The organism is Nonomuraea sp. 3N208 (genome assembly GCF_052245935.1).
Taxonomy (GTDB): domain Bacteria; phylum Actinomycetota; class Actinomycetes; order Streptosporangiales; family Streptosporangiaceae; genus Nonomuraea.
This window is the reverse complement of sequence record NZ_JBQQBR010000076.1, coordinates 16,205-37,798: the sequence shown is the minus strand read 5'-3', so window position 1 is coordinate 37,798 and position 21,594 is coordinate 16,205. Positions and strand designations below refer to the sequence as shown.

General features: G+C 69.3%; 22 protein-coding genes and 1 pseudogene. 15 read left to right on the top strand and 8 right to left on the bottom strand.

Translation table 11 applies throughout. The features are described 5' to 3' along the window. From ACTWPT_RS56970 to ACTWPT_RS56960, 3 genes are all read right to left on the bottom strand, one after another. The coding region (locus tag ACTWPT_RS56970) for a complex I subunit 1/NuoH family protein (RefSeq protein ID WP_443185918.1) at positions 1 to 508 on the bottom strand (508 nt) is incomplete at its 3' end. Positions 509 to 565: 57 nt separating this feature from the next. Continuing rightward, positions 566 to 1,366 (bottom strand): helix-turn-helix domain-containing protein, encoded by an 801-nt coding sequence (locus ACTWPT_RS56965; RefSeq protein WP_443185920.1) that lies wholly within the window; start codon positions 1,364 to 1,366, stop codon positions 566 to 568. 182 nt (positions 1,367 to 1,548) lie between these two features. Then, a complete protein-coding gene (locus ACTWPT_RS56960; RefSeq protein ID WP_443185917.1) occupies positions 1,549 to 2,157 on the bottom strand; it encodes a TetR/AcrR family transcriptional regulator in 609 nt (202 codons plus the stop codon). A 95-nt stretch (positions 2,158 to 2,252) separates the two neighbouring features. Here ACTWPT_RS56960 and ACTWPT_RS56955 point away from each other — a divergent pair, with 95 nt between their 5' ends. Both ACTWPT_RS56955 and ACTWPT_RS56950 read left to right on the top strand, forming a co-directional pair. Then, a complete protein-coding gene (locus tag ACTWPT_RS56955) occupies positions 2,253 to 3,461 on the top strand; it encodes a cytochrome P450 (protein WP_443185916.1) in 1,209 nt (402 codons plus the stop codon). Between the two features lie 396 nt (positions 3,462 to 3,857). Continuing rightward, positions 3,858 to 4,411: pseudogene (locus ACTWPT_RS56950) on the top strand (DUF6596 domain-containing protein); the annotation flags it as partial. A gap of 288 nt (positions 4,412 to 4,699) precedes the next feature. On the opposite strand, the gene ACTWPT_RS56945 reads toward ACTWPT_RS56950, so the two are convergent. Next, positions 4,700 to 5,812, bottom strand: a complete 1,113-nt coding sequence (locus ACTWPT_RS56945; protein ID WP_443185915.1) for a serine hydrolase domain-containing protein — start codon at positions 5,810 to 5,812, stop codon at positions 4,700 to 4,702. Positions 5,813 to 5,981: 169 nt separating this feature from the next. On the opposite strand from ACTWPT_RS56945, the gene ACTWPT_RS56940 reads away from it, so the two are divergent. Beyond that, the gene (locus ACTWPT_RS56940; RefSeq protein ID WP_443185914.1) at positions 5,982 to 6,188 is read left to right on the top strand and encodes a hypothetical protein; all 207 of its coding nucleotides are present in this window, start codon (positions 5,982 to 5,984) and stop codon (positions 6,186 to 6,188) included. Here ACTWPT_RS56940 and ACTWPT_RS56935 read toward each other — a convergent pair. Together ACTWPT_RS56935 and ACTWPT_RS56930 are read right to left on the bottom strand one after the other, a co-directional pair. Further along, complete coding sequence (locus ACTWPT_RS56935) at positions 6,182 to 6,340, bottom strand: hypothetical protein (protein WP_443185913.1); 159 nt, start codon at positions 6,338 to 6,340, stop codon at positions 6,182 to 6,184. The genes ACTWPT_RS56940 and ACTWPT_RS56935 overlap by 7 nt on opposite strands. A 17-nt stretch (positions 6,341 to 6,357) precedes the next feature. Further along, complete coding sequence (locus tag ACTWPT_RS56930; protein ID WP_443185912.1) at positions 6,358 to 6,930, bottom strand: dihydrofolate reductase family protein; 573 nt, start codon at positions 6,928 to 6,930, stop codon at positions 6,358 to 6,360. A gap of 72 nt (positions 6,931 to 7,002) precedes the next feature. Between ACTWPT_RS56930 and ACTWPT_RS56925 the strand changes: the two genes are divergently transcribed. The 5 genes from ACTWPT_RS56925 to ACTWPT_RS56905 all read left to right on the top strand — a co-directional run bounded on the left by ACTWPT_RS56925 (position 7,003) and on the right by ACTWPT_RS56905 (position 12,630). Continuing rightward, positions 7,003 to 7,575, top strand: coding sequence for a TetR/AcrR family transcriptional regulator (locus ACTWPT_RS56925; protein ID WP_443185911.1), 573 nt, complete (start codon positions 7,003 to 7,005; stop codon positions 7,573 to 7,575). Beyond that, positions 7,476 to 8,132, top strand: a complete 657-nt coding sequence (locus tag ACTWPT_RS56920) for a LysR family transcriptional regulator substrate-binding protein (protein ID WP_443185919.1) — start codon at positions 7,476 to 7,478, stop codon at positions 8,130 to 8,132. Before ACTWPT_RS56925 ends, ACTWPT_RS56920 begins: the two co-directional genes overlap by 100 nt. 209 nt (positions 8,133 to 8,341) lie before the next feature. After that, positions 8,342 to 9,499, top strand: coding sequence for an erythromycin esterase family protein (locus ACTWPT_RS56915; RefSeq protein ID WP_443185910.1), 1,158 nt, complete (start codon positions 8,342 to 8,344; stop codon positions 9,497 to 9,499). A gap of 117 nt (positions 9,500 to 9,616) precedes the next feature. Continuing rightward, entirely contained in the window at positions 9,617 to 12,400 is a 2,784-nt protein-coding gene (locus tag ACTWPT_RS56910; protein WP_443185909.1) for a BTAD domain-containing putative transcriptional regulator, read from the top strand. A gap of 38 nt (positions 12,401 to 12,438) precedes the next feature. Next, the gene (locus tag ACTWPT_RS56905) at positions 12,439 to 12,630 is read left to right on the top strand and encodes a hypothetical protein (RefSeq protein WP_443185908.1); all 192 of its coding nucleotides are present in this window, start codon (positions 12,439 to 12,441) and stop codon (positions 12,628 to 12,630) included. Positions 12,631 to 12,643: 13 nt separating this feature from the next. On the opposite strand, the gene ACTWPT_RS56900 is transcribed toward ACTWPT_RS56905, so the two are convergent. Next, positions 12,644 to 13,399: a FadR/GntR family transcriptional regulator gene (locus ACTWPT_RS56900; RefSeq protein ID WP_443185907.1), complete on the bottom strand. Its 756-nt coding sequence runs from the start codon at positions 13,397 to 13,399 to the stop codon at positions 12,644 to 12,646. 141 nt (positions 13,400 to 13,540) lie between these two features. Here ACTWPT_RS56900 and ACTWPT_RS56895 point away from each other — a divergent pair, with 141 nt between their 5' ends. The 7 genes from ACTWPT_RS56895 to ACTWPT_RS56865 all read left to right on the top strand — a co-directional run bounded on the left by ACTWPT_RS56895 (position 13,541) and on the right by ACTWPT_RS56865 (position 20,457). After that, on the top strand, positions 13,541 to 14,443 hold the full coding sequence (locus ACTWPT_RS56895) for a proline iminopeptidase-family hydrolase (RefSeq protein ID WP_443185906.1): 903 nt from the start codon (positions 13,541 to 13,543) through the stop codon (positions 14,441 to 14,443). A 13-nt stretch (positions 14,444 to 14,456) separates the two neighbouring features. Then, positions 14,457 to 16,199 (top strand): ABC transporter substrate-binding protein, encoded by a 1,743-nt coding sequence (locus tag ACTWPT_RS56890; protein ID WP_443185905.1) that lies wholly within the window; start codon positions 14,457 to 14,459, stop codon positions 16,197 to 16,199. Beyond that, complete coding sequence (locus ACTWPT_RS56885; RefSeq protein WP_443185904.1) at positions 16,196 to 17,200, top strand: ABC transporter permease; 1,005 nt, start codon at positions 16,196 to 16,198, stop codon at positions 17,198 to 17,200. Before ACTWPT_RS56890 ends, ACTWPT_RS56885 begins: the two co-directional genes overlap by 4 nt. Further along, positions 17,201 to 18,169, top strand: coding sequence for an ABC transporter permease (locus tag ACTWPT_RS56880; protein ID WP_443185903.1), 969 nt, complete (start codon positions 17,201 to 17,203; stop codon positions 18,167 to 18,169). It abuts the gene before it with no gap. Further along, positions 18,162 to 19,157, top strand: coding sequence for an ABC transporter ATP-binding protein (locus tag ACTWPT_RS56875; RefSeq protein WP_443185902.1), 996 nt, complete (start codon positions 18,162 to 18,164; stop codon positions 19,155 to 19,157). Before ACTWPT_RS56880 ends, ACTWPT_RS56875 begins: the two co-directional genes overlap by 8 nt. Next, positions 19,154 to 20,146: an ABC transporter ATP-binding protein gene (locus ACTWPT_RS56870; protein ID WP_443185901.1), complete on the top strand. Its 993-nt coding sequence runs from the start codon at positions 19,154 to 19,156 to the stop codon at positions 20,144 to 20,146. The genes ACTWPT_RS56875 and ACTWPT_RS56870 overlap by 4 nt, the downstream gene beginning before the upstream one ends. Before the next feature lie 110 nt (positions 20,147 to 20,256). After that, positions 20,257 to 20,457, top strand: a complete 201-nt coding sequence (locus ACTWPT_RS56865; protein ID WP_443185900.1) for a hypothetical protein — start codon at positions 20,257 to 20,259, stop codon at positions 20,455 to 20,457. Positions 20,458 to 20,512: 55 nt separating this feature from the next. Here ACTWPT_RS56865 and ACTWPT_RS56860 read toward each other — a convergent pair whose 3' ends face one another. Further along, a complete protein-coding gene (locus ACTWPT_RS56860; protein WP_443185899.1) occupies positions 20,513 to 21,538 on the bottom strand; it encodes a hypothetical protein in 1,026 nt (341 codons plus the stop codon). Positions 21,539 to 21,594 lie beyond the last annotated feature (56 nt).

The window sequence follows — 21,594 nt, the reverse complement described above, 5'->3', positions numbered from 1 at the left end:
CCTGGGCCGCCGACCGCAGCCCGCCGAGCAGCGCGTACGGCGAGCGCGACGACCACCCCGCCAGCACCACGCCGTAGACCGACACGGCGCCCATGGCCAGCATGAACAGCACCGCCACCGGCAGGTCCACCAGCTGCAGCGGCGTCTGCACGCCGAACAGGTTGACCATCGGCGCGAACGGCACGATCGAGAAGGCCAGGAACGCCGGCACCACCATGATGACCGGAGCCAGCAGGTAGAGCACCTTGTCCACGGTCCGCGGGAAGAGGTCCTCCTTCAAGCCCATTTTGATCGCGTCGGCGACCGACTGCAGCAGGCCGAACTTGCCGGCCCGGTTGGGGCCGTAGCGGTTCTGCATGCGGCTGATCAGCTTGCGCTCGAACCAGACACCGAACATGACGCCCAGCATCAGGAAGAGGAACAACATCACGGCCTTGACGATGGTGATCCACAGCGGGTCCTTGCCGAAGTCGGCGAGGGTGGGATCGGCCGCGAGAACGCCTGCCATGACGTGTTGCCCCTTCCTGTCCCCCGGCCCTCCTTCGGTCCGGAGCGGAAGGTCACGCTAGCCGGTGAGCCGATCGGTGTATTGAACAAATGCGAACAGCTGCTTCGGTGTCATCTGCGTCATCGCCCGGATCTCGCGGGTGAGGTGAGGCTGGTCGGCGTAACCGCAGGCGACAGCCTCGTCCAGAGTGGCCGAGGGCCGTCTCCACGTGTCCACGGTCCGCTGGAATCGGGCGATCCGGGCTACCGTCTTGGGCGACAAGCCCACCACCCGGCGGAATCCGAGCTCGACATAACGACGGCTGACGCCCAGCTCACCGGCGAGGGACCCGATGGTGGGCGGGCCGGTCGGCTCCTGCAGCCGCCACCAGGCGTGCATGATCAGGTCGTTGGAGCCGGCGTCGGGGCGCAACCACGCCGTCAGCCGCTCCTCCAGCAGGCTGAAGCGGTCCGACCAGCTCGCCGACGCGATCAGCCGGTCGGTCAGCTCCTCGGCACGGGTGCCGAGGAGGTCTTCCAGACGCACGGTCGTGCCGGCCACCTCGCGTATGGGCGTCCCCGTCAGCGCCGACATCCCGGCGGGGGTGAGCCCGGCCGCCACCCCGTGACGCCACGGCGTATGGACCGAGAACGTCGCGGTGGCGCGGGGACCGGTGACGATCGGGCCCATGCCGGTGAAGTCGATGATCAGGGTGGCCGCGTTGAGCGGCAGCATCCGGCTGGGGTGGGCGGGCTCTCCCGCCCGGGTGCGAAAGCCGGCCCACCCCAGCACGTACGCACGCAGGTGCGGCGGTGACATGCGGGTGATCATCTGGTACGGCTCTGCCTGTGGCTGCGTGGGCAGCGAATGAATCGCCATCACCCAGCAAGCCTGCCCTAGTCTCACCGGTCCCGTGGTCCTGGAGAGAAACTTCACTGGAGTGTCCGGCTCCCCAAGTTCGCCTCGTCCGGGAGGACCGTCCAGCCAGCTCATCCATCCCTTACGGCTGAGGCTCCAACCTCGCTGACCCGCAATTCGGCAAGATCGTGGTCACGGTCTGATCAGCAGCGGGCGGGTGGCGTCGCCGGAGGTAGGGGAGTGGCGCCGTCCGGGCGGAGGGCGTCCAGTAGGAGCACCAGGGAGCGGCGCCAGCCCTCATCCGGGCCCTTGGCCGGTCGCAGCGTGCTGAGCAGCATGTTGAGGATCTGCTTCAGGTCACCCGGCTCCAGATCGGCACGGACCTGGCCGGTGGCCTGGGCGTTCCGCATGAGCTGGGTGAGCGGCTGGATGAACCGGGGGGCCATGTCGGCGGTGAGTGCCCCGGCGTCCTTGGCCGTGGCGAGAATGCCCGGTTGGCCCGACGCCAGGGCCAGCACCGTCTCGAGCATGACCGACATGCCGCGCAGCGGGTCCTGCTCGGCAAGCGCACGAGTGATCGCCGGCTCGATCTCCTCGCGCATCAGCTCCTCGACGACGTCGCGGACGAGCCGGTCCTTGCTCGGGAAGTGGCGGTAGAGCGTGGCCAGCCCCACTCCGGCCCGCTGGGCGATCTCCTCCAGCGTGATGCCGCCGCCGGCCTCGGCGAACGCCGCCCGGGCCGCGCGCATGATCCGCTCCGCGTTGCGAGCGGCGTCGGCGCGCTGGCGGCGAGGCGCGTCGGTACTGCGCATCCACCCAGCGTAACAGGTGAGAGTCGACTCTCATTTCGTATGTTACGGTGGGAAGTGAGAGGTTGGTATCAGTTAAGCGGAGAAGGAGCCGGCTGATGACCGAGATCCCCACCATTCCGTTGCCGCCGCTGCACGGCGACCCGACCCCATACCACGCCGAGGACTATCGGCGGCTGCGCACCGAAGGGCCGGTCATCCGGCTGCCCATCGCCACGGGCGGCCCGGATGTGTGGCTCGTCACCCAGTACGCCGAAGTCCGCAAGCTGCTCAGCGACCCGGCGCACTTCAGCACCGCCGCCCGCGGCCCGCACGGCCGGCTGGCCGACCGCTCCGATGAGTCGTTGAAGGGCTTCATCATCGGCAACCCGCTGATGTACGACCCTCCGGAGCACACCCGGCTGCGCCGCCTGCTGACCGGCCAGTTCACGGTGGCCAGGATGCGGCACCTGCGGCCGCGCATCGAGCAGATCGTGACCGAGCACCTGGACGCCATGGAGGCCGCCGGGCCGCCCGCCGACCTGGTGCAGGCGTTCTCGTTGCCGGTCCCCTCACTGGTGATCTGCGAGCTGCTCGGTGTGCCGTACGCCGACCGGGAGGACTTCCAGCGGCGCAGCAACCGGCTCCTGGACATGACGCTGGACGGGGAGGCGCACGCCGCCAACACCGCCGAGATGAACGCGTACATGTCGGAGCTGATCCGCCGCGAGCGGGCCGAGCCGGGGGAGGAGCTGCTCGGCCTGCTCGTGCGTGAGCACGGCGACGAGCTGACCGACGACGAGCTGCTCGGCATCGGCAACACGCTGCTGGTGGCCGGGCACGAGACGACCGCCAACATGCTCAGCCTGGGCACGTTGCTGCTGCTGCACCGGCCGGACCAGGCCGCCGTCATCCGCGACGAGCCCGACGCCGTCACTCCGGCCGTGGAGGAACTGCTGCGATACCTCTCCGTGGCGCACCGTGCCGGGCCACCCCGGCACGCGACCGAGGACATCACGCTCGGCGGCCGCCAGATCAAGGCCGGTGACCTGGTGATCCCCTCGCTGCTGGCGGCCAACCGCGACGAGACGTTCGTCAAGGAGCCCGACGAACTCGACGTCACCCGCGACGCCGGCGGGCACATCGCCTTCGGGCACGGCGTCCACCACTGCCTGGGCGCGCCGCTGGCCAGGGTGGAGATGCAGGTGGCCTTCCCCGCGCTGCTGCAGCGGTTCCCCGGGCTGAAGCTCGCGGCGCCGTTCGAGAGTCTCCGTTTCCGGCTCCAGTCGACCGTCTACGGGGTGGAGTCACTTCCTGTGACCTGGTGATCAGCGCGCGTTAGGAGGACAGGCCGCCGACGCCCCTGTCGATGCACTCCTGACCGTCCCACGACGGATGCCGGGCGATCATCATGGCCTCTTGGGGCGGACCGGGCAGCGTTGTCGCCGGGGGACAAGCGCGGGATCGAGCTTCTGGGTGGGGGAGCACCAGCCACCGCACTACCTTTGTCCCGCTGCTGACCCCGTAGTCCCCGGCCGCGTGCGATGGGCGACCCAGGGGCGTACTGATCCGGTAGGTCAGCCCGTCACCGCTGACGTCAAACTCCCTGCGGTCCGCTGCTTCCGGGGTGACCGTAGGGAGACCGGCAGTCCTGGACGATCCCGATCCGGCCCGGCATTCGCGACACCATTCGACTTGGCCCCATGGCCTCTACCTTGTGGGGGCGCATTCCCTTCGAAGTGCCGCCGGCGCCGGAACGCGCCGCGCGCCTCGCCTCGGTGCTCGAAGTCGTCTACCTGGTCTTCAACGAGGGCTACTCGGCCACGGTGGGCGACGACTGGCTGCGGCCCGAGCTGTGCCGGGAGGCGCTGCGGCTGGGCCGCATGCTCGCCGAACTTGCACCGGACGATCCCGAGGTGCACGGCCTGGTGGCGCTCATGGAGATCCAGGCATCCCGATTCCGGGCTCGGGTAGATCCGGTCGGCCGGCCCGTCACGCTGACGGACCAGAACCGCGGCCGCTGGGACCAGCTGCTCATCCGCCGCGGCTTCACCGCCCTGCTGCGGGCCGGCAATCTGGACCGCCCAGTCGGGCCGTATGTGCGGCGTTGCGGGACTACCATTTGCTGCCCGCGGTGCGCGGCGACCTGCTCGCCAAGCTCGGGCGGATGGACGAGGCCCGGGTCGAATTCGAGCGGGCCGCGCAGCTGACCCGGAATGCGCCGGAGCGCGAGGTGCTGCTCCGAAGGGCGCACGCGTGCGCGGGGGGCGGGGTATGAGGTGCGGGCTCTGGTAGCGGGCGGCACGCTGCGATGGACACGAACTGGGTGCCGCTTCGTTGCGAGATCGTCAAATGGACCGATCTGAACTTCTGTGTCACACGACCACTGGCTCGACAATCGGCTCATCCCCCTGCAAGCCGGCCACGGCACCCTTCCTGCTTCCACATCAGCGGGTGGCGGTGACGAAGAAGGCGTACGCGCAAGCGGCCATCGGCCGCAGCCCGGCCGGTGGCCGCTACTTGCGGTGCATGTCCGGCACCGTAATCCCGCTGTGCGACACCGCGGTCAATCGGCGTGCTTGTCGCTGCCGAACTCGATGTCGAGGATGGCCAGGAACGCCGCATAGGCTTGGGGGGACCAGTCGGTGTTCACGTGACTGGCGACCATGTGCGTGCCGTCGCGGTTGCCCATGACAAGGGTGAACGTGCCGTAGTCCGCGCCGCCGTTGCCCCACACGGGCACGCCGCTCTCGAGCTTCTGCTCGACCCACACACCGAGCCCGTAGCGGGTGTTGGGCAGCCACCCGGAGCCGTCAGTGGACACGGTCGTGAACATCTCCTCCATCTGTGCCGGCTTGAGGATGCGACCGGAGAACAGCGCCGAGAAGAACGTGAGCAGGTCGCCGGTCGAGGAGATCATGCCGCCCGCGCTCCAGGCGGTTGTCTCGTTCGACTCGGTCGCGTCGTGCAGCGGTGCCGCTGGGTCGGGCAATTCCAGCCTGGAGTAATGCACCGGATGCGGTCCGGGGATGGTCGTCTGCGTGGTGGGTAACGATGTTCCGGTCAGGTTGAGCGGCCGCAGAATGAGCCGATCAAGCACATCGCCGTACGATTCGCCGGTGGCTTTCTCGACCATCATCGCGGCCAGGTAGTACTGCGTGTTGGAGTACCGGAACGCCTCGCCGGGCGCGTTGTAGGGCGGATGCCGTAGAGCGATCCTCACTAGTTCTTCGGGAGTGAAGACCTTGAACCGGCGTTCGTACCAGGCCTCGCCTTGGCCGCTGGCGTAGAACTCTGGGTCCATGCTGAAGTTGAAGATGCCGCTCGTCTGGTTCAGCAACTGCCGTAACGTGATCTCGCCGCCGTCATAGTGACTGTCGTCGAGCATGTCGGGCAGCCACTTTTCCACCGTATCGTCGAGGCTGAGTACTCCTTCTCCGACTAATTTCAGTGTGGTGGCGGCGGTGAACGCCTTAGCGGCACTGCCGATACGGAACAACTCCTCCGGTTTGCGCTCGCGGCTGGTGCTGATGTCGGCTTTGCCCGCAGACGCGAACCAGCGGGAGTCGCCCTTGCAGATCTCGGTCACGATGCCCGGAGTCGCGCCCGAAGACACTGCGTCGTCCAGTACGCGCTGCACCGCCTCGTGGTTGGTTCCGGAGTTGCTTGTCGTTGCCATGGTGTCTCCTTTCGACCGTCATCATTGGTCGCGCTTGGTCACTGCTTTGATCTGATTTCAAGGGCGGAGAAGTAGCTCCACTTTCGGGTGAGTTCTGGTCCCCGTCCAGGGTGTGCGGGGTGAACCCGCCGCGCCCATGGCCTGATCGACGCCCTCGCCGAAGTCGCAGGTGATCTCATCAGCCTGGCCGACCTGGGCTTGCGAGGGCGCCGCCGACATCGTGCGCGTAACGATCAAGAAGCCCATGGGCGCCGAGTTGACCGATGACCAGCAGACTTGCAACAAGCTGATCCGCGGCATCCGTGGCATCCCCGATAGCGCGAACACCCTGCTCATCAATCAACGAAACCGACCGTTGCCGACAGAGATTCAGTAACCGCTGCGGCGGGGTGCGGCCGTCGGGCGGCGGGAGAGGTCGGTCCGGACCGTGGGCTTGAGATCGCGCGCCGGATGCTCGTGCCGGTGCGGCGATTGAGCCTGGTGGCCGGCCTTGGTCTGGGTGATCGAGGCGGGAAGTTTGATAGGCATGGTTCCTCCTTGCGGTTCTAGGCCCTGGTGAGCCAGCTGACCTGGGCGCCGTTGTCGAAGGACTCGCGCCGGATGGGGGTGAACAGGGTGGGGCGGAACTGTCCGGAGAACATCGGGATGCCCGTGCCCGCCACCACGGGGTAGCTCTTGAGGATGATCTCGTCGATCTCCGGGAGCAGGGAGGCGGCGAGCCGGCCGCCGCCGCACAGGTAGATGTCCATGCCAGTGTCTTCGGCCTTCAGCCGCCGGACGAGCTCGATGGGGCTGCCGGTCTCCACTTGCACCGTGGGATCGTCGATCTTCAAGGTGCCCGAGACGACGTACTGGCGCAGGTGGGAGTAGGGGCTGGTGGTGGGGACGTCCAGGGCCGGCTCGTAGGTGCCGCGGCCCATCACCAGAGTGTCGAAGACCTTGTTGGGCACGCCGTCGAGACCGACGAGCTCGCGGACGTGGGTGGGGAGCGTCTCGGGGTAGTGGGCGTTGATCCAGGCGGCCATCTGGTCCGACAGCGGGTAGAAGTCGAACTCGGCGTTGGGGCCTGCGATGTAGCCGTCGAGGGAGACGCCAACGTAGTAGACGAGCTTCCGCATACCAATAAACTCCTGATGTAGTACTCTGTCTGGAGTGGTTTGAAGGTAGTACTACATCTGGAGTGGTGTCAAGTGCGGCGGAATCCCGAGCGGCGCCAGGCGCTGATCGACGCGGCCATCGAGGTGCTGGCCAGGGAGGGAGCGCGAGGGCTGACCTTCCGGGCAGTCGATGCGGAGGCGGCCGTGCCCACGGGCACGGCCTCGAACTACTTTGCCAACCGCGACGATCTGTTCACTCAGGTCGGCGGGCGCATCTACGAGCGGTTGCTGCCCGACGAGGCCACGATCGCCCAGAATCGGGAGGGCGTGCAGGACCAAGACCGCTACGCCGAGCTCATGCACGAGCTGGTCGATCGGGTCTCCGCCTTCAACTCCGGCTACCTGGCCCTTCTCGAGCTTCGGCTGGAGTCCGCCCGGCGCCCGGAACTGCGCGCCGTGCTGACCAAGCGCATCCGCGAGGACATCGACGCCAACATCGGCTACCACGCCGCGTCGGGCCTGCCCGGCGACTCGACCTCGGTGGTGCTCCTCTACCTCGCGCTGAACTGGCTCATCGTGGAGCGGCTGACGCTGCCCGGCATCTTCACCGAGCAGGAGATACACGAGCTGGTGGACGCCGCCGTACGAAGATCGCTGAACGCCTGACCTTCACCACACATGCGATCGAGGTTCCCGGGGCAGCTTGTTGCCGCGCGCGCCCGGCTCGTCGTCTGGGTGTTCCGCACGCTCGCGATGTACGTCATTCGCCATCTGGTCGACTGGTTCACTCAGCGGCACCCCAGGTGGAGCTGGGCTTCATCGAGGGCTCCGGCCCCGAGACCCAGGAAGAGATGCTGGCCGGGCGAGCGCAAGTGTGCGCCATTCGTGAGGCGCAGTTGGTGCCCGGATGCTCAGGGGAAGTGCTCCGCGAGACCCGGAGGATGGTCGCTCTCAGCCCTCGCCACCATCTCGCGCCGCGCGGCAGCATCGAACTCGCCGAACTCGCACAGTGCCCGGCGACCATCGTCGACGAAGAACCCGCGTTGCAACGAACGCTCGCCGCATTTGCCGCCGCGGGTGTCGAGCCCCGGGTGGTGTGGCGCCCCGGGAGACCGGCGAGCTGTACGTGGCGGTGCCGGTGTGGACGCTGGATTTGCTGTCGGTCTCCGGGGGGCCGACGTGTCTGGCGGACGTATGCCTTGGCGATCGTCATTCCAAGGTGAGCAAGGCGCGGCGGACCGGCAGCGCGTACGCCTGCCCGTTGCCAGGCAGTACGTGCCAAGTTTTGAAGAGGTCTTCGATGGCAGGAGCGATGGCGGCATATGGCTGCGCGCGTAGCCGGAGGTAATCACCGATTGAAGGCCTGCCGCGCTGAGAGCGGGCATTTTCGCGGCAAAGTTTACACAGTAGGTTCATCGATACCGTTGAAGGTATGGATATCAAGGACACGGCCCGGCAGCTCGACGGCGCGGGCGTCTCGGCGTTCCTGCGGTCGCTTCCCGCCAAGCCCCTGCTGCTCGGCTTGGGCGAGGCCAGGCATTTCGTGGGGGAGCTGGGCGAGCTGCGCAACGAGATCTTCCGGCATCTGGTCGAGCACGAGGGCTACCGGTCGTTCGCCATCGAGAGCGACTGCCTCAGGGGCCTCGTGGTGGACGACTACGTCACGACAGGCGCGGGCACGCTCGATGACGTCATGGAACGCGGCTTCAGCCATGGCTTCGGCGCGCCCCCCGCCATCCGCGAGCTCGTGCGCTGGATGCGCGCGTACAACGAGGAGTATGACGAAAAGCTCCGGTTCTTCGGCTTCGACGGCCCGCTGGAGTATTGGGCCGAGAGCCCGCGCCAGGCGCTCACCGCCCTCTACGACCTCCTCGACGGCCCGCTCCCCTGCACCAGGGAAACCCTCGACGCGCTGCTCGGCCCGGACGACCGGTGGTCGAACGAGGCCACGGTCATGGACCCGTCCCAGTCGATCGGCCAGTCCGCCGATGCCCAGCGGCTGCGGCTGCTCGCCGACGACCTGGTGGCGCTGCTCGACACGCAGGTGCCGCGGCTGAGCGCGGAGGACAGGGAGCGGGCGGCACTGTACGGGCGCACCGCCGTGGGCCTGCTCCGCTATCACTACTGGATGGCCGACACGTCCCCGGCGCGGCTGCCGCGACTGACGGGCCTACGGGACGCGATGATGGCCGCCAACCTGTGCGCCATCTCCGAACAGGGCCCGGCCCTGGTCTTCTGCCACAACCTCCACCTGCAGCGGAACAAGAGCTTCATGCGGCTCGGTGACCAGCCGGTGGATTGGTGGAGCGCGGGGGCGATCACCGAAGCGCACCTGGGCGACCGGTACGCCTTCCTGGTCTCCGCCTTCGGCACCGTCGGCGACAACACCCCGCCCCCGGACACCATCGAGGGCCTCCTGTCCACGCTCCCGTGGGACCACTCTCTCATCGACGCCCGCCGCCTGGCCGAGGCCGTCACGAAGTCGGCCACGCGCATCTCCCACGATTTCGCCTATTTCCCGCTGGACCCGGCCCAGCTCGACACGATCGACGGCGTCATCTTCCTCAAGGAGGCCGTCAGGCTAGATTGACAGGCATTTCGACAGTCCCCACAGCGAGGGCGCGACGTCCCCCTACCCCCAAAGCCGATCAAGCACTTCTAAGAAAATACCGGCGATATACCGCCCCTTCGTACACTTCACTTCCTGATGGCACTGGAGATCGGGTTCCTCGGGCCCTGGGAGATCAAGGCGGACGGGCAACCGGTACGGCTGGCGGGCCGTCGCCGCGTCGCCGTCCTGACGCGGCTGGCGCTGGACGCCGGCCGTACCGTCACCGCACGTCAGCTCGTCGCCGACGTCTGGGGGCAGACCTCGACGGCCACGGCCGGCAAGCAGCTCCACATCGTGGTGTCGAAGTTGCGTGACGTACTCACCCCCGAGATCATCGCGACCGTGCCCGGCGGCTACCTGCTGGACTTGCCCCGCGATCACGTCGACGCGCACAGCTTCACGCTGCTGGCCCGCCAGGCGCGGATGGCGCGCGAGCGGCGCGAGCCGGGCACGGCCGACGGGCTGTACCGGCGGGCGCTGGCCCTGTGGCGGGGGCGTGCCCTGGCTGAGCTGGTCGACTCATGGGCCCAGATCGAGTCCAGACGCCTGGAGGAGGAGCGCCTGGCCGTCTTCGAGGACCACATCGACCTGCGGCTGACGGCGGGGGATCACCACGCGGTGCTGCTCGACCTCGCCCCGCACGTCCAGGCCCACCCCCTGAGGGAGGGCCCGCGCGCCCAGCTGATGCTGGCGCTCTACCGGGCGGAGCGGCAGTCCGAAGCGCTGACGGTCTACCAGGAGGGCCGCACCGTCCTGGTGGAGGAGCTCGGCATCGAGCCGGGCGCCCGGCTGCGCCGGCTGCAGCAGGCCATTCTCGCCAGGGAACCGGAGCTCGAGCTCACCACTCCGCTGCAGTCCAGCACGCTCGTTCCCGCTGTGCTGCCTGTCGATACCGGGTCGTTCACCGCCCGGCATGAGGAGGCGGGCTGGCTGCGGGAGGCGGTGGTGGGCGCGGGTGTGGCTGTGGTCGACGGGCCTGGCGGCGTGGGCAAGTCGGCGCTCGCCGTCCACGTGGCGCACGCGATGGCCGGACGGTTCCGCGACGGCATCGTCTACGTCAACCTGAACGGTGCGACCCCGGGACTGCAGCCGCTGCCGGTGCTCGACGCCCTGGGCCACCTGCTACGTTCGCTGGGGCTGGACGGCTCCGCCGTACCGGCCGATCTCGAGGGAGCGATCGCCCGCTACCGGGCGCTCACTGCGGCGCGTGACCTGCTCGTCATTCTCGACAACGCGCTCGACGCCCACCAGGTCCGGCCGCTCATCCCGGCGGGCGTTGGCTGTCGGGTCGTCATCACCAGCCGCAATGCCCTGACCACGCTCGACAACGCCCGCCACCTGCATCTGGGCGGGCTCGGCGACAGCGATGCCGTCACGCTGCTCGCCAGGATCGCGGGCCCAGGCCGCGTCCAGCGCGAGCCGGAGGCCGCCGCGAAGATCGCCGAGCTGTGCAGTGGCTTTCCCCTGGCCATCCGGATCGCCGGCGCCCGCCTCGCGGCGCGGCCCGACTGGCGGCTGGCCGACCTCGCCGACAGCCTCGCCGACGCCGCCCAGCGCCTGGACACCCTGCAGTACGCCGACCTGGCCGTACGCACCAGCATCGCGGTCAGCCACCGGCACCTGCGCGAGGAGCCCAGCGGCCACGACGCTGCGCACATCCTCCCGCTTCTCGGCCTGCTCGACACGCCGACGCACACCTCGGCCGCCACCGCAGCCCTGGCCGATTGGCCCGAGGCGCGGGCGGAGGCGGCTCTCGAACGGCTCCGCGGCGCCCGGCTCCTGGAGGCCGTGGGGCGCGGCCGGTATCGCTTCCACGACCTCATTCGCCTGTACGCCAGGGAGCAGGCCGCTCGCGAGCTGCCCGCGGCGGAGCTCGCGGCCGCGCTTCGCCGCGGGCTCCACCATTACCTGGCCACGGTCAACACCGCCACACGGCTCGTGCACGTCCAGATCCTGGAGCCCGCGTACGAGGCGGAGCAGCCCGGTCTCGCGCTCGCCAGCGCCCGGGAGGCCAGCGAATGGACCGAGGCCGAGCGTGACAACCTCCTGGCCGCGGCCCGCCAGGCGGCCGAGACCGCCGACCCGGACACCGCCATAGGACTGGCGATCGGGCTGCACTGGCCGTTCAACTACCGAGGCTGGGTCACGCACCTGGCCGACGTCCACCGCAACGCGGCCGAGGTGGCCGCGCGGTGCGGAGACTGGGCCGGCCAGGCGCAGGAGGAAAGCTATCTGGGCTGGGTCTACCGCGACCAGGGACGCTACGAACAGGCAATCGACCACCTGGAACGGGCAGTGGCGTGCTGGGACAAGACCGCCCTGCCGCACCGGAGGATGGGGTCCTTAAACAAACTCGGCGTCGTCTACACCATGCTCGGGCGGCTCGACCTCGCCGTCGCCAACCTGGCTCGGGCTCTGGACATCGCCGAGGAGACGGACGACCGCTACGCGCGAGGGGCCATCCTCAACAACCGCGTGCACGTGCTCTACCGGCAGGGCCGCTTCGAGGAGGCCATAGCGCAGGCGAGGGCGGCCATCGTGGAGTGGAGCGGCATCGGCATCCTGTATGGGGAGGGGGTGTCCCGCGAGACCCTGGCCCGCGCCTACATGCATGCCGGACGTCTCGCCGAGGCGGCCGACACCTACCAGGTGGCGCTGGCGCTCCTGCACGGGGCCGGATACCGCATCGGCTACGCCGTGACCGCCTGGTGGTCCGGCCAGACCCTGCATGCCCTGGGACGGCACTCCGAGGCTCGGCAGGACTGGCGCAAGTGCTTCGCGACCCTCCTGGAGACGCGCCTCCTGACCCACGCGGAGGTGAACGAGCTGCTCGAGCAGCCCGTTCCGGACATGCCGGGGCCGATCAGGAACATGTTGTAGGCCGGCTACCAAACGTTTCGCACCGGTGGAGCACCGACATGAGGCTGGTGACCGACGTCAAAGTCACAGGACTTCTTACGCTGCTCCGCCACCTCGCACGAGCGCGTGCCGACATCGTGCAGGCCGTCACGGCCTTCGCGGGGGCGCGGACCCACGACTCCGACGAGGCGGCCGAGCAGGCCTTGGCCGACGCTTACCTGCGCCTGGACGTTGCTCTGGACCTGAACTGACTGAGGCGTGGGGTCAGGAGCCGTTTTCGCCCAGGCCGCGGGCCAGGACTTCGCGCAACGCCTCGTTGGTGATGGAGAAGTGACCCTGTGCGATCTCGCCGGCGCGTTGCACGTCGCCGGCCTCGATGGCGTCGCACATCGCGCCGTGCTCGGTCAGGGCCCGCTGGTAGACGGCCGGCGCCCCGTCGTACGGCTCGATCGGGAAGCCCAGGCTGACCCGGCTGAGCAGGTCGCGGCTGAGCCGGACGATCTGCGGGTTTCGGGTGGCCTCCACGACGGCCTGGTGGAAGGCGATGTCGGCGGCGTGCTCCTCGTAGGGTGAGCGCGCGGAGCCGTACCGGTCGAGCGCCTCGCGCATCCTCGCCAAGTCGCCGGCTTCGCGTCGCTCCGCTGCCACCCGCGCGACCATGCCCTCGACCAGGCAGCGCAGGTCGAACAGCTGCTCCAGCTCCGCCCAGCGGGGCAGCAGCGTCCGCCGCACCGCGTCGGCGGACGCGTTCGTCCAGCTCTCCTGGACGAACGCCCCGCCGTTGCGCCCCCGCCGGATGTCGACGATGCCCACGGCGAGCAGCCTGCCGACCGCCTCCCGGACCGTCGTCCTGCTCACGTCGAGGATCTGGGCCAGCTCCCGCTCCGGCGGCAGCCGCTCGCCCGGCAGGTACTCGCCGATCGCGATGGCGGTGATGAGCCTGTCGGCCACCTCTTCCGCGGCGGTCGGCAGTCGTACCGGCCGCAGCACCGAGCCGCCGCCCGCCGTCTCGTCCCGCACGTCCCTCCTCGGGTCACCATTGATCATGTCAGCCCGGGCGGCGCATTTCGCCGCTGTTACCGGTGTGAAACTTTCCCCAAAAGGTCTTGTGGTCAGACCTTTAGTCCATACATCCTACCGAGCAACAGGCGGGAGGAACCATTGCCCATCCCAGAGCCCACTCTCACCGGCACCGTCCGCTTCCGCGACTGGCAGACGTGGTACCGCATCACCGGCGACCTTGAGTCGGCCAAGACGCCCTTGGTCGTGCTCCACGGCGGACCTGGAGCGGCCCACAACTACACATTGCGCATCGCCGGCCTCGCCGGGCAGGGCCGCGCGGTCGTCCACTACGACCAGCTCGGCATCGGAAACTCCACCCACCTGCCCGGCAAGGGCGCGGACTTCTGGACCGTCCAGCTCTTCCTCGACGAGCTGGACAACCTGCTGGCCGCGCTCGGCCTCTCCGGCGGCTACCACGTCCTCGGTCAGTCGTGGGGCGGCATGCTCGCCGCCGAGCACTCCGTACGTCGCCCGGCCGGGCTCAAGTCCCTCGTCATCGCCAACTCGCCCGCGTCCATGGAGCTGTGGCTGTCGGAGGCGGCGCGCCTGCGCGCTCTCCTCCCGCCCGAGGTCCAGAAGACGCTGGGCGAGCACGAGGCGGCGGGCACCACCGAGCACCCCGACTACAAGGCAGCGGAGGCCGTCTTCAACGCCCGGCACGTCTGCCGGATCGTGCCGAACCCGCCCGAGGTGGCCGCGACCTTCGCCGCCATCGACGCGGACCCGACCGTTTACCACACCATGAACGGTCCCAACGAGTTCCACGTCATCGGAACGCTGAAGGACTGGACGATCATCGACCGGGTCGACCGCATCGCGGTGCCGACGCTGCTCGTCTCGGGCCGCCACGACGAGGCGACCGAGGCCACGGTGCGGCCGTACGCCGACCGGATCCCCGATGTGCGCTGGGAGATCTTCGAGGACTCCAGCCACATGCCCCATGTCGAGGAGGAGGAGGCCTACCTCCGCCTCGTCGGCGCGTTCCTCGACGAGAACGACTGACTGGAGCCGCACCATGGCACGTCACCTCCCGCGCGCCCACCCGCTCATCCGCCCGATCGCCGCCGGATGCGCGGCCCTCGTCCTGGCCGCCTGCGCGAGCGCCCAGACCACCGCCCCGGCCGCGTCGCCCGCGACCTCAGCGGCCGCGGTCGCGGCGGCTCCAGGGGCGTTCCAGGAGGCGCACAAGGGCGGCACGCTCAAACTGCTCGCCAAGAGTGCCGCGGGCACGCTGGACCCGCAGGTGAACTACACCCTTCAGTACTGGCAGCTCTACCAGTCCATGTACGACGGCCTCATGGCGTTCAAGAAGGTCGGCGGCGACGAGTCGTTCAAGGTCGTTCCCGACCTCGCCGAGGCGATGCCCGAGGTGACCGACGACGGCAAGACGTACGTCTTCAAGCTGCGCAAGGGCGTCAAGTTCTCCACCGGCGACGAGGTCACCGTGGACGACGTGGCGGCCTCGTTCGAGCGGCTGTTCAAGGTGTCCAGCCCCACCGCCGGCACCTTCTACAACGGCATCGCCGGCGCCGACGCCTGCATCGAGAAGCCCAAGTCGTGCTCGCTGGACGAGAGTGTGATCGGTGACGCCGCGGCCGGAACCGTGACGATCAAGCTGGCCGAGCCCGACCCGGAGTTCCTCTACAAGCTGGCCGTCCCGCACGCCAGCGTGCTGCCGAAGGGTTCGCCGGCAAAGGACTCCGGCACTGCGCCGCTGCCCACCACCGGCCCGTACATGGTCGACTCCTATGACCCGAGCCGCGCGCTGAAGCTCGTGCGCAACCCGCACTTCACCGAATGGTCGCCGGACGCCCAGCCGCAGGTCTACCCCGACGCGATCGACTACTCCTTCGGCCTCACCGTCGAGGCGGCCGTCACCGCCGTGCAGAACGGCCAGGCCGACTGGGTGTTCGACCCGCCGCCCGCCGACCGGCTGAACGAGCTCGGCACCACGTACGCCGAGCAGGTGCACGTCGCCCAGCTCACCGCGTTCTGGTACCTGACGCTCAACACCAACCTCGCCCCGTTCGACAACGAGCTCGCCCGGCAGGCGGTCAACTGGGCCGTCGACCGCAACGCCCTCGTCCAGCTGTACGGCGGCTCGAACCTGGCCCAGCCGGCCTGCACGGTCCTGCCGCCCGGCTTCCCCGGCCACGTCGACTTCTGCGACTACACCAAGGACGGCGCCGCCAAGTGGGCCGCTCCCGATCTGGACAAGGCCAAGCAGCTCGTCCAGCAGTCCGGCACCGCCGGGCAGGAGGTCGGCATCGTCGTCCAGGACGACGCGGTCAACAAGAGCATCGGCGAGTACCTGCAGAGCGTGCTCACCGAGATCGGCTACAAGGCCGTGCTCAAGCCGCTGTCAGGCGACATCCAGTTCACCTACATCCAGAACACGAAGAACAAGGTCCAGCTGGCGCTGACCCAGTGGTACCAGGACTACCCGGCCGCCTCGAACTTCCTCAACGTGCTGCTGTCGTGCGCCTCCTTCCACCCCGGCAGCGACTCCAGCATCAACATCGCCGGCTTCTGCGACAAGGAGATCGACGCCAAGATGCAGACCGCACTGGAGACGCAGCGGACCGACCAGGCCAAGGCCGACGGGCTGTGGGGCCAGATCGATCAGGAGATCATGAAGAAGTCCCCGGTCGTGCCGATCTTCAACCCCAAGCAGGTGAACTTCATCTCCAAGCGGGTCGGCAACTACCAGTTCAGCAAGCAGTTCTACATGCTGGTCGGCCAGCTTTGGGTCCAGTGAGCGAGCCGGCTTCGACAGCCGCCGGGCCGTGGCGGGCCGCGCTCGCCCGGCTGGCGCGCGACAAGGCCGCGACGGCCGGACTGGTGGTGTTCCTGCTGGTCGCGGTGGCCTGCCTGCTCGCCCCGGTGTACGCCGACCAGGTGGCGCGGACGAACCCGTTCCGGTCGAACATCTCGGGGACGACCGTGGTGGACGGCCGGACCGTGCCGGTGCTGGCGCCCAGCAGCACCGGCCTGGGCCTCGGCGTCACCCCCATCGGCCCCACGTGGGACCCCGAGCACTACTTCCTCGGCGCCGACAACCAGGGCCGCGACGTCATGGCCCGGCTGTTGTACGGCGGCCGCAACAGCCTGGTCATCGGCGTGTCCGCGGCGCTGCTGTGCTGCCTGGCCGCCACCGTCGTCGGCGTAGTCGCCGGATACGCCGGCGGAGCGGTCGACGCCCTGCTGTCGCGGATCCTCGATGTGATGTGGTCGATCCCCGTCTACCTGCTGGCGATCTGCCTGTCGGTGGTGCTGCTCACCGGACCGCTGAGGATCGGGCCGATCAGCGTCGAGGCCGGCAGCCTCTGGGTGCCCATCGGCATCATCGCCGCCGTGTACGTGCCGTACGCGGCCCGCCCGATCCGCGGCCAGGTGATCGCCCTGCGCACCCGCGAGTTCGTCCAGGCGGCGATCGGCGTCGGCGCGTCCGACCTGCGCATCATGCGCAAGGACCTGCTGCCGAACGTGTTGCCCACGCTGATCGTCCTGCTACCGATGATGACGGCGCTCGACATGCTCATCGAGTCGGCGCTGTCGTTCCTGTCCATCGGCGTCCAGCCGCCGGCCGCCAGCTGGGGCACGATCATCAACGACGGGCTCGGCCTGCTCTACACCCGGCCGGCCGTGGCCATCGCGCCCGGCCTGCTCATCGCCGTCACCGCTGTCGCACTGAACGTCTTCGGCGACGGCGTACGCAACGCGCTCGACCCGGGCGCCCGGCTACGAGGCGGGGTGTAGATGGCCGCCTTCCTGCTGCGCCGCCTGGCCTCCGCCGTCCTGGTGTTGTTCACGATCAGCGTCCTGGTGTTCCTCATCTTCTTCGCCACGCCTGGAGTCGACCCCGCCGCGCGGATCGCCGGGCGCAACGCCGACCAGGAGACGCTCGCTCAGGTGCGCGCCTCCTTCGGCCTCGACCAGCCGCTGCCCGTCCGATACGCGATGATGATGGGCCACCTGTTCGTCACCCGCGACCTGGAGTCCTACGTCAACCGCGGCGCCAAGGTGATTCCGCAGGTGCTGCAGGCGGCGCCGGTCACGCTCTCCCTCGTGCTCGGCGCGGCCGTCATCTGGATGGTGCTCGCGGTGGTCATGGGCACCACGGCGGCCCGCCTGCGCGGCACGATCCTCGACCCCGTCATCATGCTGCTCGGCGTCATCGGCGTCTCCCTGCCGGTCTACTGGCTGGGCGAGGTGGTCAACCTGCTCACGCAGAGCCGGCTGCGTGACAGCCTGTTCTCCTGGGTGCCGCCGCTCGGCTACGTCCCCTTCGGCCAGGACCCGCTCCAGTGGGCACTGCACCTGCTGTTCCCCTGGCTGACGCTGGCCGTCCTGTACGCGGGCATCTACGCTCGGCTGCTGCGCTCCGAGCTCGTCACCGCGCTGGACCAGGACTACGTGCGCACCGCCCGGGCCAAGGGCATCTCGGAATGGCGGATCCTCATCCGGCACGCGCTGCGCTGCTCGCTCATCCCCATCGTCTCGCTCTTCGGCCTGGACTTCGGCGCGCTGGTGGGTGGCGCCGCGCTGCTCACCGAGGTGGTCTTCGGGCTGCCCGGCGTGGGCCGGCTGACGTACGAGGCCCTGCAGAAAGTCGACTTGCCGATGATCATGGGTACGGTCCTGTACGCCGCGTTCTTCGTGGTCCTCGCCAACGCGGTCGTCGACCTCCTCTACGCCCGGCTCGACCCGAGGGTGCGCCATGCATGAGCCGCTCCTGGAGATCCGCGACCTACGGGTCACCTTCCGCACCCGCACCGGACATGTCACGGCCGTCGACGGCCTCTCCGCCACCGTCGAGCCCGGCCAGGTGCTCGGCATCGTGGGCGAGTCCGGCTCCGGCAAGAGCGTGTCCATGCTGAGCCTGCTCAAGCTGATCCGCGATCCGAACGCCCGCGTCACCGGCACGGCCCTGTTCGCCGGCCGCGACCTGCTGGCCTGTACCGACCGGGAGCTGCGCACGATCCGCGGGCGTGACATCGCGATGATCTTCCAGGATCCGATGACGGCGCTCACCCCCGTCTACACCATCGGCTGGCACATCGCCGAGCAACTGCGCGCGCACCGGCGCCCCACCCGGCGGCAGGCCCGCGACCGGGCCGTCGAGCTGCTGGAGGAAGTGGGCATCGCGGACGCGGCCCGCCGCGTGGACGACTATCCGCACCAGTTCTCCGGTGGCATGCGCCAGCGGGCCGTCATCGCGCTCGCCCTCGCCTGCGACCCGCGCCTGCTCATCGCCGACGAGCCGACCACCGCCCTGGACGTCACCACGCAGGCGCAGATCCTCGACCTCATGCGGCGGCTGCGCGAGCGGCACGGATCAGCCATCGTCATCATCACCCACGACATCGGCGTCGTCTCCGAGCTGGCCGACCGGGTCCTCGTCATGTACGGCGGGCGCGCCGTCGAGCACGGGCCTACCGCCGAGGTGCTGCGCCGGCCCCGCCACCCCTACACCTGGGGACTGCTCGGCTCGGTGCCGCGGGTGACCGGCCCCCGGCCGCGCCGCCTGGCCGCCATCCCGGGGAGCTCCGTGTCACCGTATGACCTGCCCAAGGGGTGCGCGTTCGCGCCGCGGTGCGCATACCGGCTCCCGGTTTGCGATGAGAAGCCGAGCCTGGCCGGCGCGACGGGACACGAGGACGCGTGCTGGCTCCCGCAGGAGGGCCGCTCGAACCTGAGGCGGGAGGCGTCATGAGCCGTCCAGTGCTGCTGCGAGCGGCCGATGTCGTCAAGCACTACCCGCTGGGTCGCTCCCTGCCAGGACGTCCCCGCGACCAGGTCCGCGCCGTGGACGGCGTCTCACTCGAGGTCCGCGCGGGGGAGACCCTCGGCCTGGTCGGCGAGTCCGGCTGCGGCAAGTCCACCCTCGGCCGCTGCCTGGTCCGCCTGACCGAGCTCACCGGCGGCACCGTCGAGTTCGCCGGGCGCGACATCACCCGGCTGTCCCGCCGCCGGCTCCGCCCCGTCCGCAGCGAGCTTCAGCTCGTCTTCCAAGACCCGTACGCGTCTCTGAACCCGCGCCGCCGCGTCGGCGACATCGTGGCCGACCCGCTGCACGTCCACGGCTTCGGCTCCGCCACTGAGATCCGCCGCCGCACCGCGGAGCTGCTCGACGTCGTCGGCCTGCCCGCGGCGTACGCCGACCGCTACCCACACGAGTTCTCCGGCGGCCAGCGCCAGCGCATCGGCATCGCCCGGGCACTGGCCACCGAGCCACGCCTCATCATCGCCGACGAGCCCGTCTCGGCGCTGGACGTCTCCATCCAGGCCCAGGTGCTCAACCTCTTCGCCGACCTGCAGGAACGGTACGGCCTGACGTACGTCTTCATCGCGCACGACCTGGGCGTGGTCCGGCAGGTCAGCACCCGCATCGCCGTCATGTACCTCGGCGAGATCGTTGAGACGGCCGAGGCCGAGGCGCTGTACGCGGGTCCTGCCCACCCGTACACGCGGGCGCTGCTGTCGGCCGTGCCGCGCATCGACGACGGCACGGTCCAGTCATCAGCAGGGCGCCGCGAGCGCATCGTCCTGCCGGGCGATGTGCCGAGCCCGGTCAACAAGCCCGCCGGCTGCGCTTTCCACCCACGCTGCCCGCACGCCCGCGACCTGTGCAAGCTGGAGCGACCCCGCCTGCGCGAGGTCGCCCCCGGCCGGCAGGCCGCCTGCCATTTCCCGCAGACGTAGGCAGGCAGCCGATCAGCGGTCGGCATGTCCTATCGGTCGGGTCCCGGGTTGAGGGGATCATCGACTGGGCTGACTGCGCGGCGGCCAGCCCATGGTTGGACCTGGCCAGGATGGAGCTTGGTGAGCCTCGCTTGCAGCGCGCGATGCTCGACGCGTATTTCCCCGCGGGCGTTCCAGCGGACGCGTCCCTGCACATGGCGAATCACCACCTGCTCTACATGCTGCTGGCGCTGGTGTTCGAGTACGAAGGCGGTGGGGACTGGCTTCACGAGCGCGTTCCCGGTATCGAAGCGGCACTCGCCACGAGATAGATGCGCCGACGACCACAGAGACCCCAGAGGGGAGCGCACCGAAAACGCCGGCCGATCAGCGCGTCGGGCCGAGGCGGGACCAACTCCGCTCGTCGGACCAAAGGGAGGCCGGATCGATGTAGGCGCGCAGCAACTCACCGAGTTCTGGATCACCACGGCCGCGGAGTTCGTCGGCCGCGAGCCTCCGCGCGACTCCCGCCAGCACATCGGCCACCTGGACCCGCGGATCCGTGCGCGAGTCCACCTGCCTGAAACGGAGGCAGCGGCCCGGCGGCAGGAGTTGCCGCTCGAGGCGCCGGATGCGCCGCTCGGTCAGGGCGGACTGCTCGTCGTGCACGATCGACACGTCGATCCCGCCGCCTCGGCTCCAATGGAGAATCGTCCTGGCGAGGGCGGGAATCAAGGGTTCCAGAGCCGGTTGCAGGACGTGATGCTCCAGGAGCCGGGCCCGCGCCGCGTAGGCAACCGATCTCTCCCGTCGAAGCTCGTCGAGAATCGCGCCCACACGGCTACCTCCGTCGAGTTCCGCGAGCGCCTCGACCAGATCGACGAACGCGTCCACGGGCTCACGCACATTCCGGGCTTTCCGCGACTGCAGGACGGCATTGGATGCTGCCAGGAAGGCTTGCCACCGATCACGGCCGAACGCTTCGGGACCTTCCCGGTTGAGCGTGGTCGCCAGTCCGGTGAGTCGCCGATCGGCGACCATGCCGGCGCTTGCCGCGTCCGCGGACTGCCCGAGGACGAGGTCGAGGAGTCTGCCGACGACGAAGTAGGCCTTCTCGGTGAGATGGACAAAGGCATTGCCGTGGATGGGCCCGGCCGGGCCGAGCAGACTCGTTACCGCAGACCGCCGATCCGCACGGAGCACATGCGACGCCTTGTGCTCCCGCTTCACGTGCCTGGCGCGACCGCTGAGCTCGCGCAGCCACTCCGTGGCCGCGTCGACGCTCAGCCGCACACTGGCGTACGCGATGACGTCCGAGCTCCCGGCCACGAGGTTGGCGCCCTCCCAGCCCGACTCGTCGCAGGCGATCTCGATCTCGTGGGCTGGCGCGATGGTGGCATGTGCCGTCTGCACGATGGCATCATCGATCCTCGGTCCCTGCTCACGCCACCGAGTTTCCACCCGTGGCG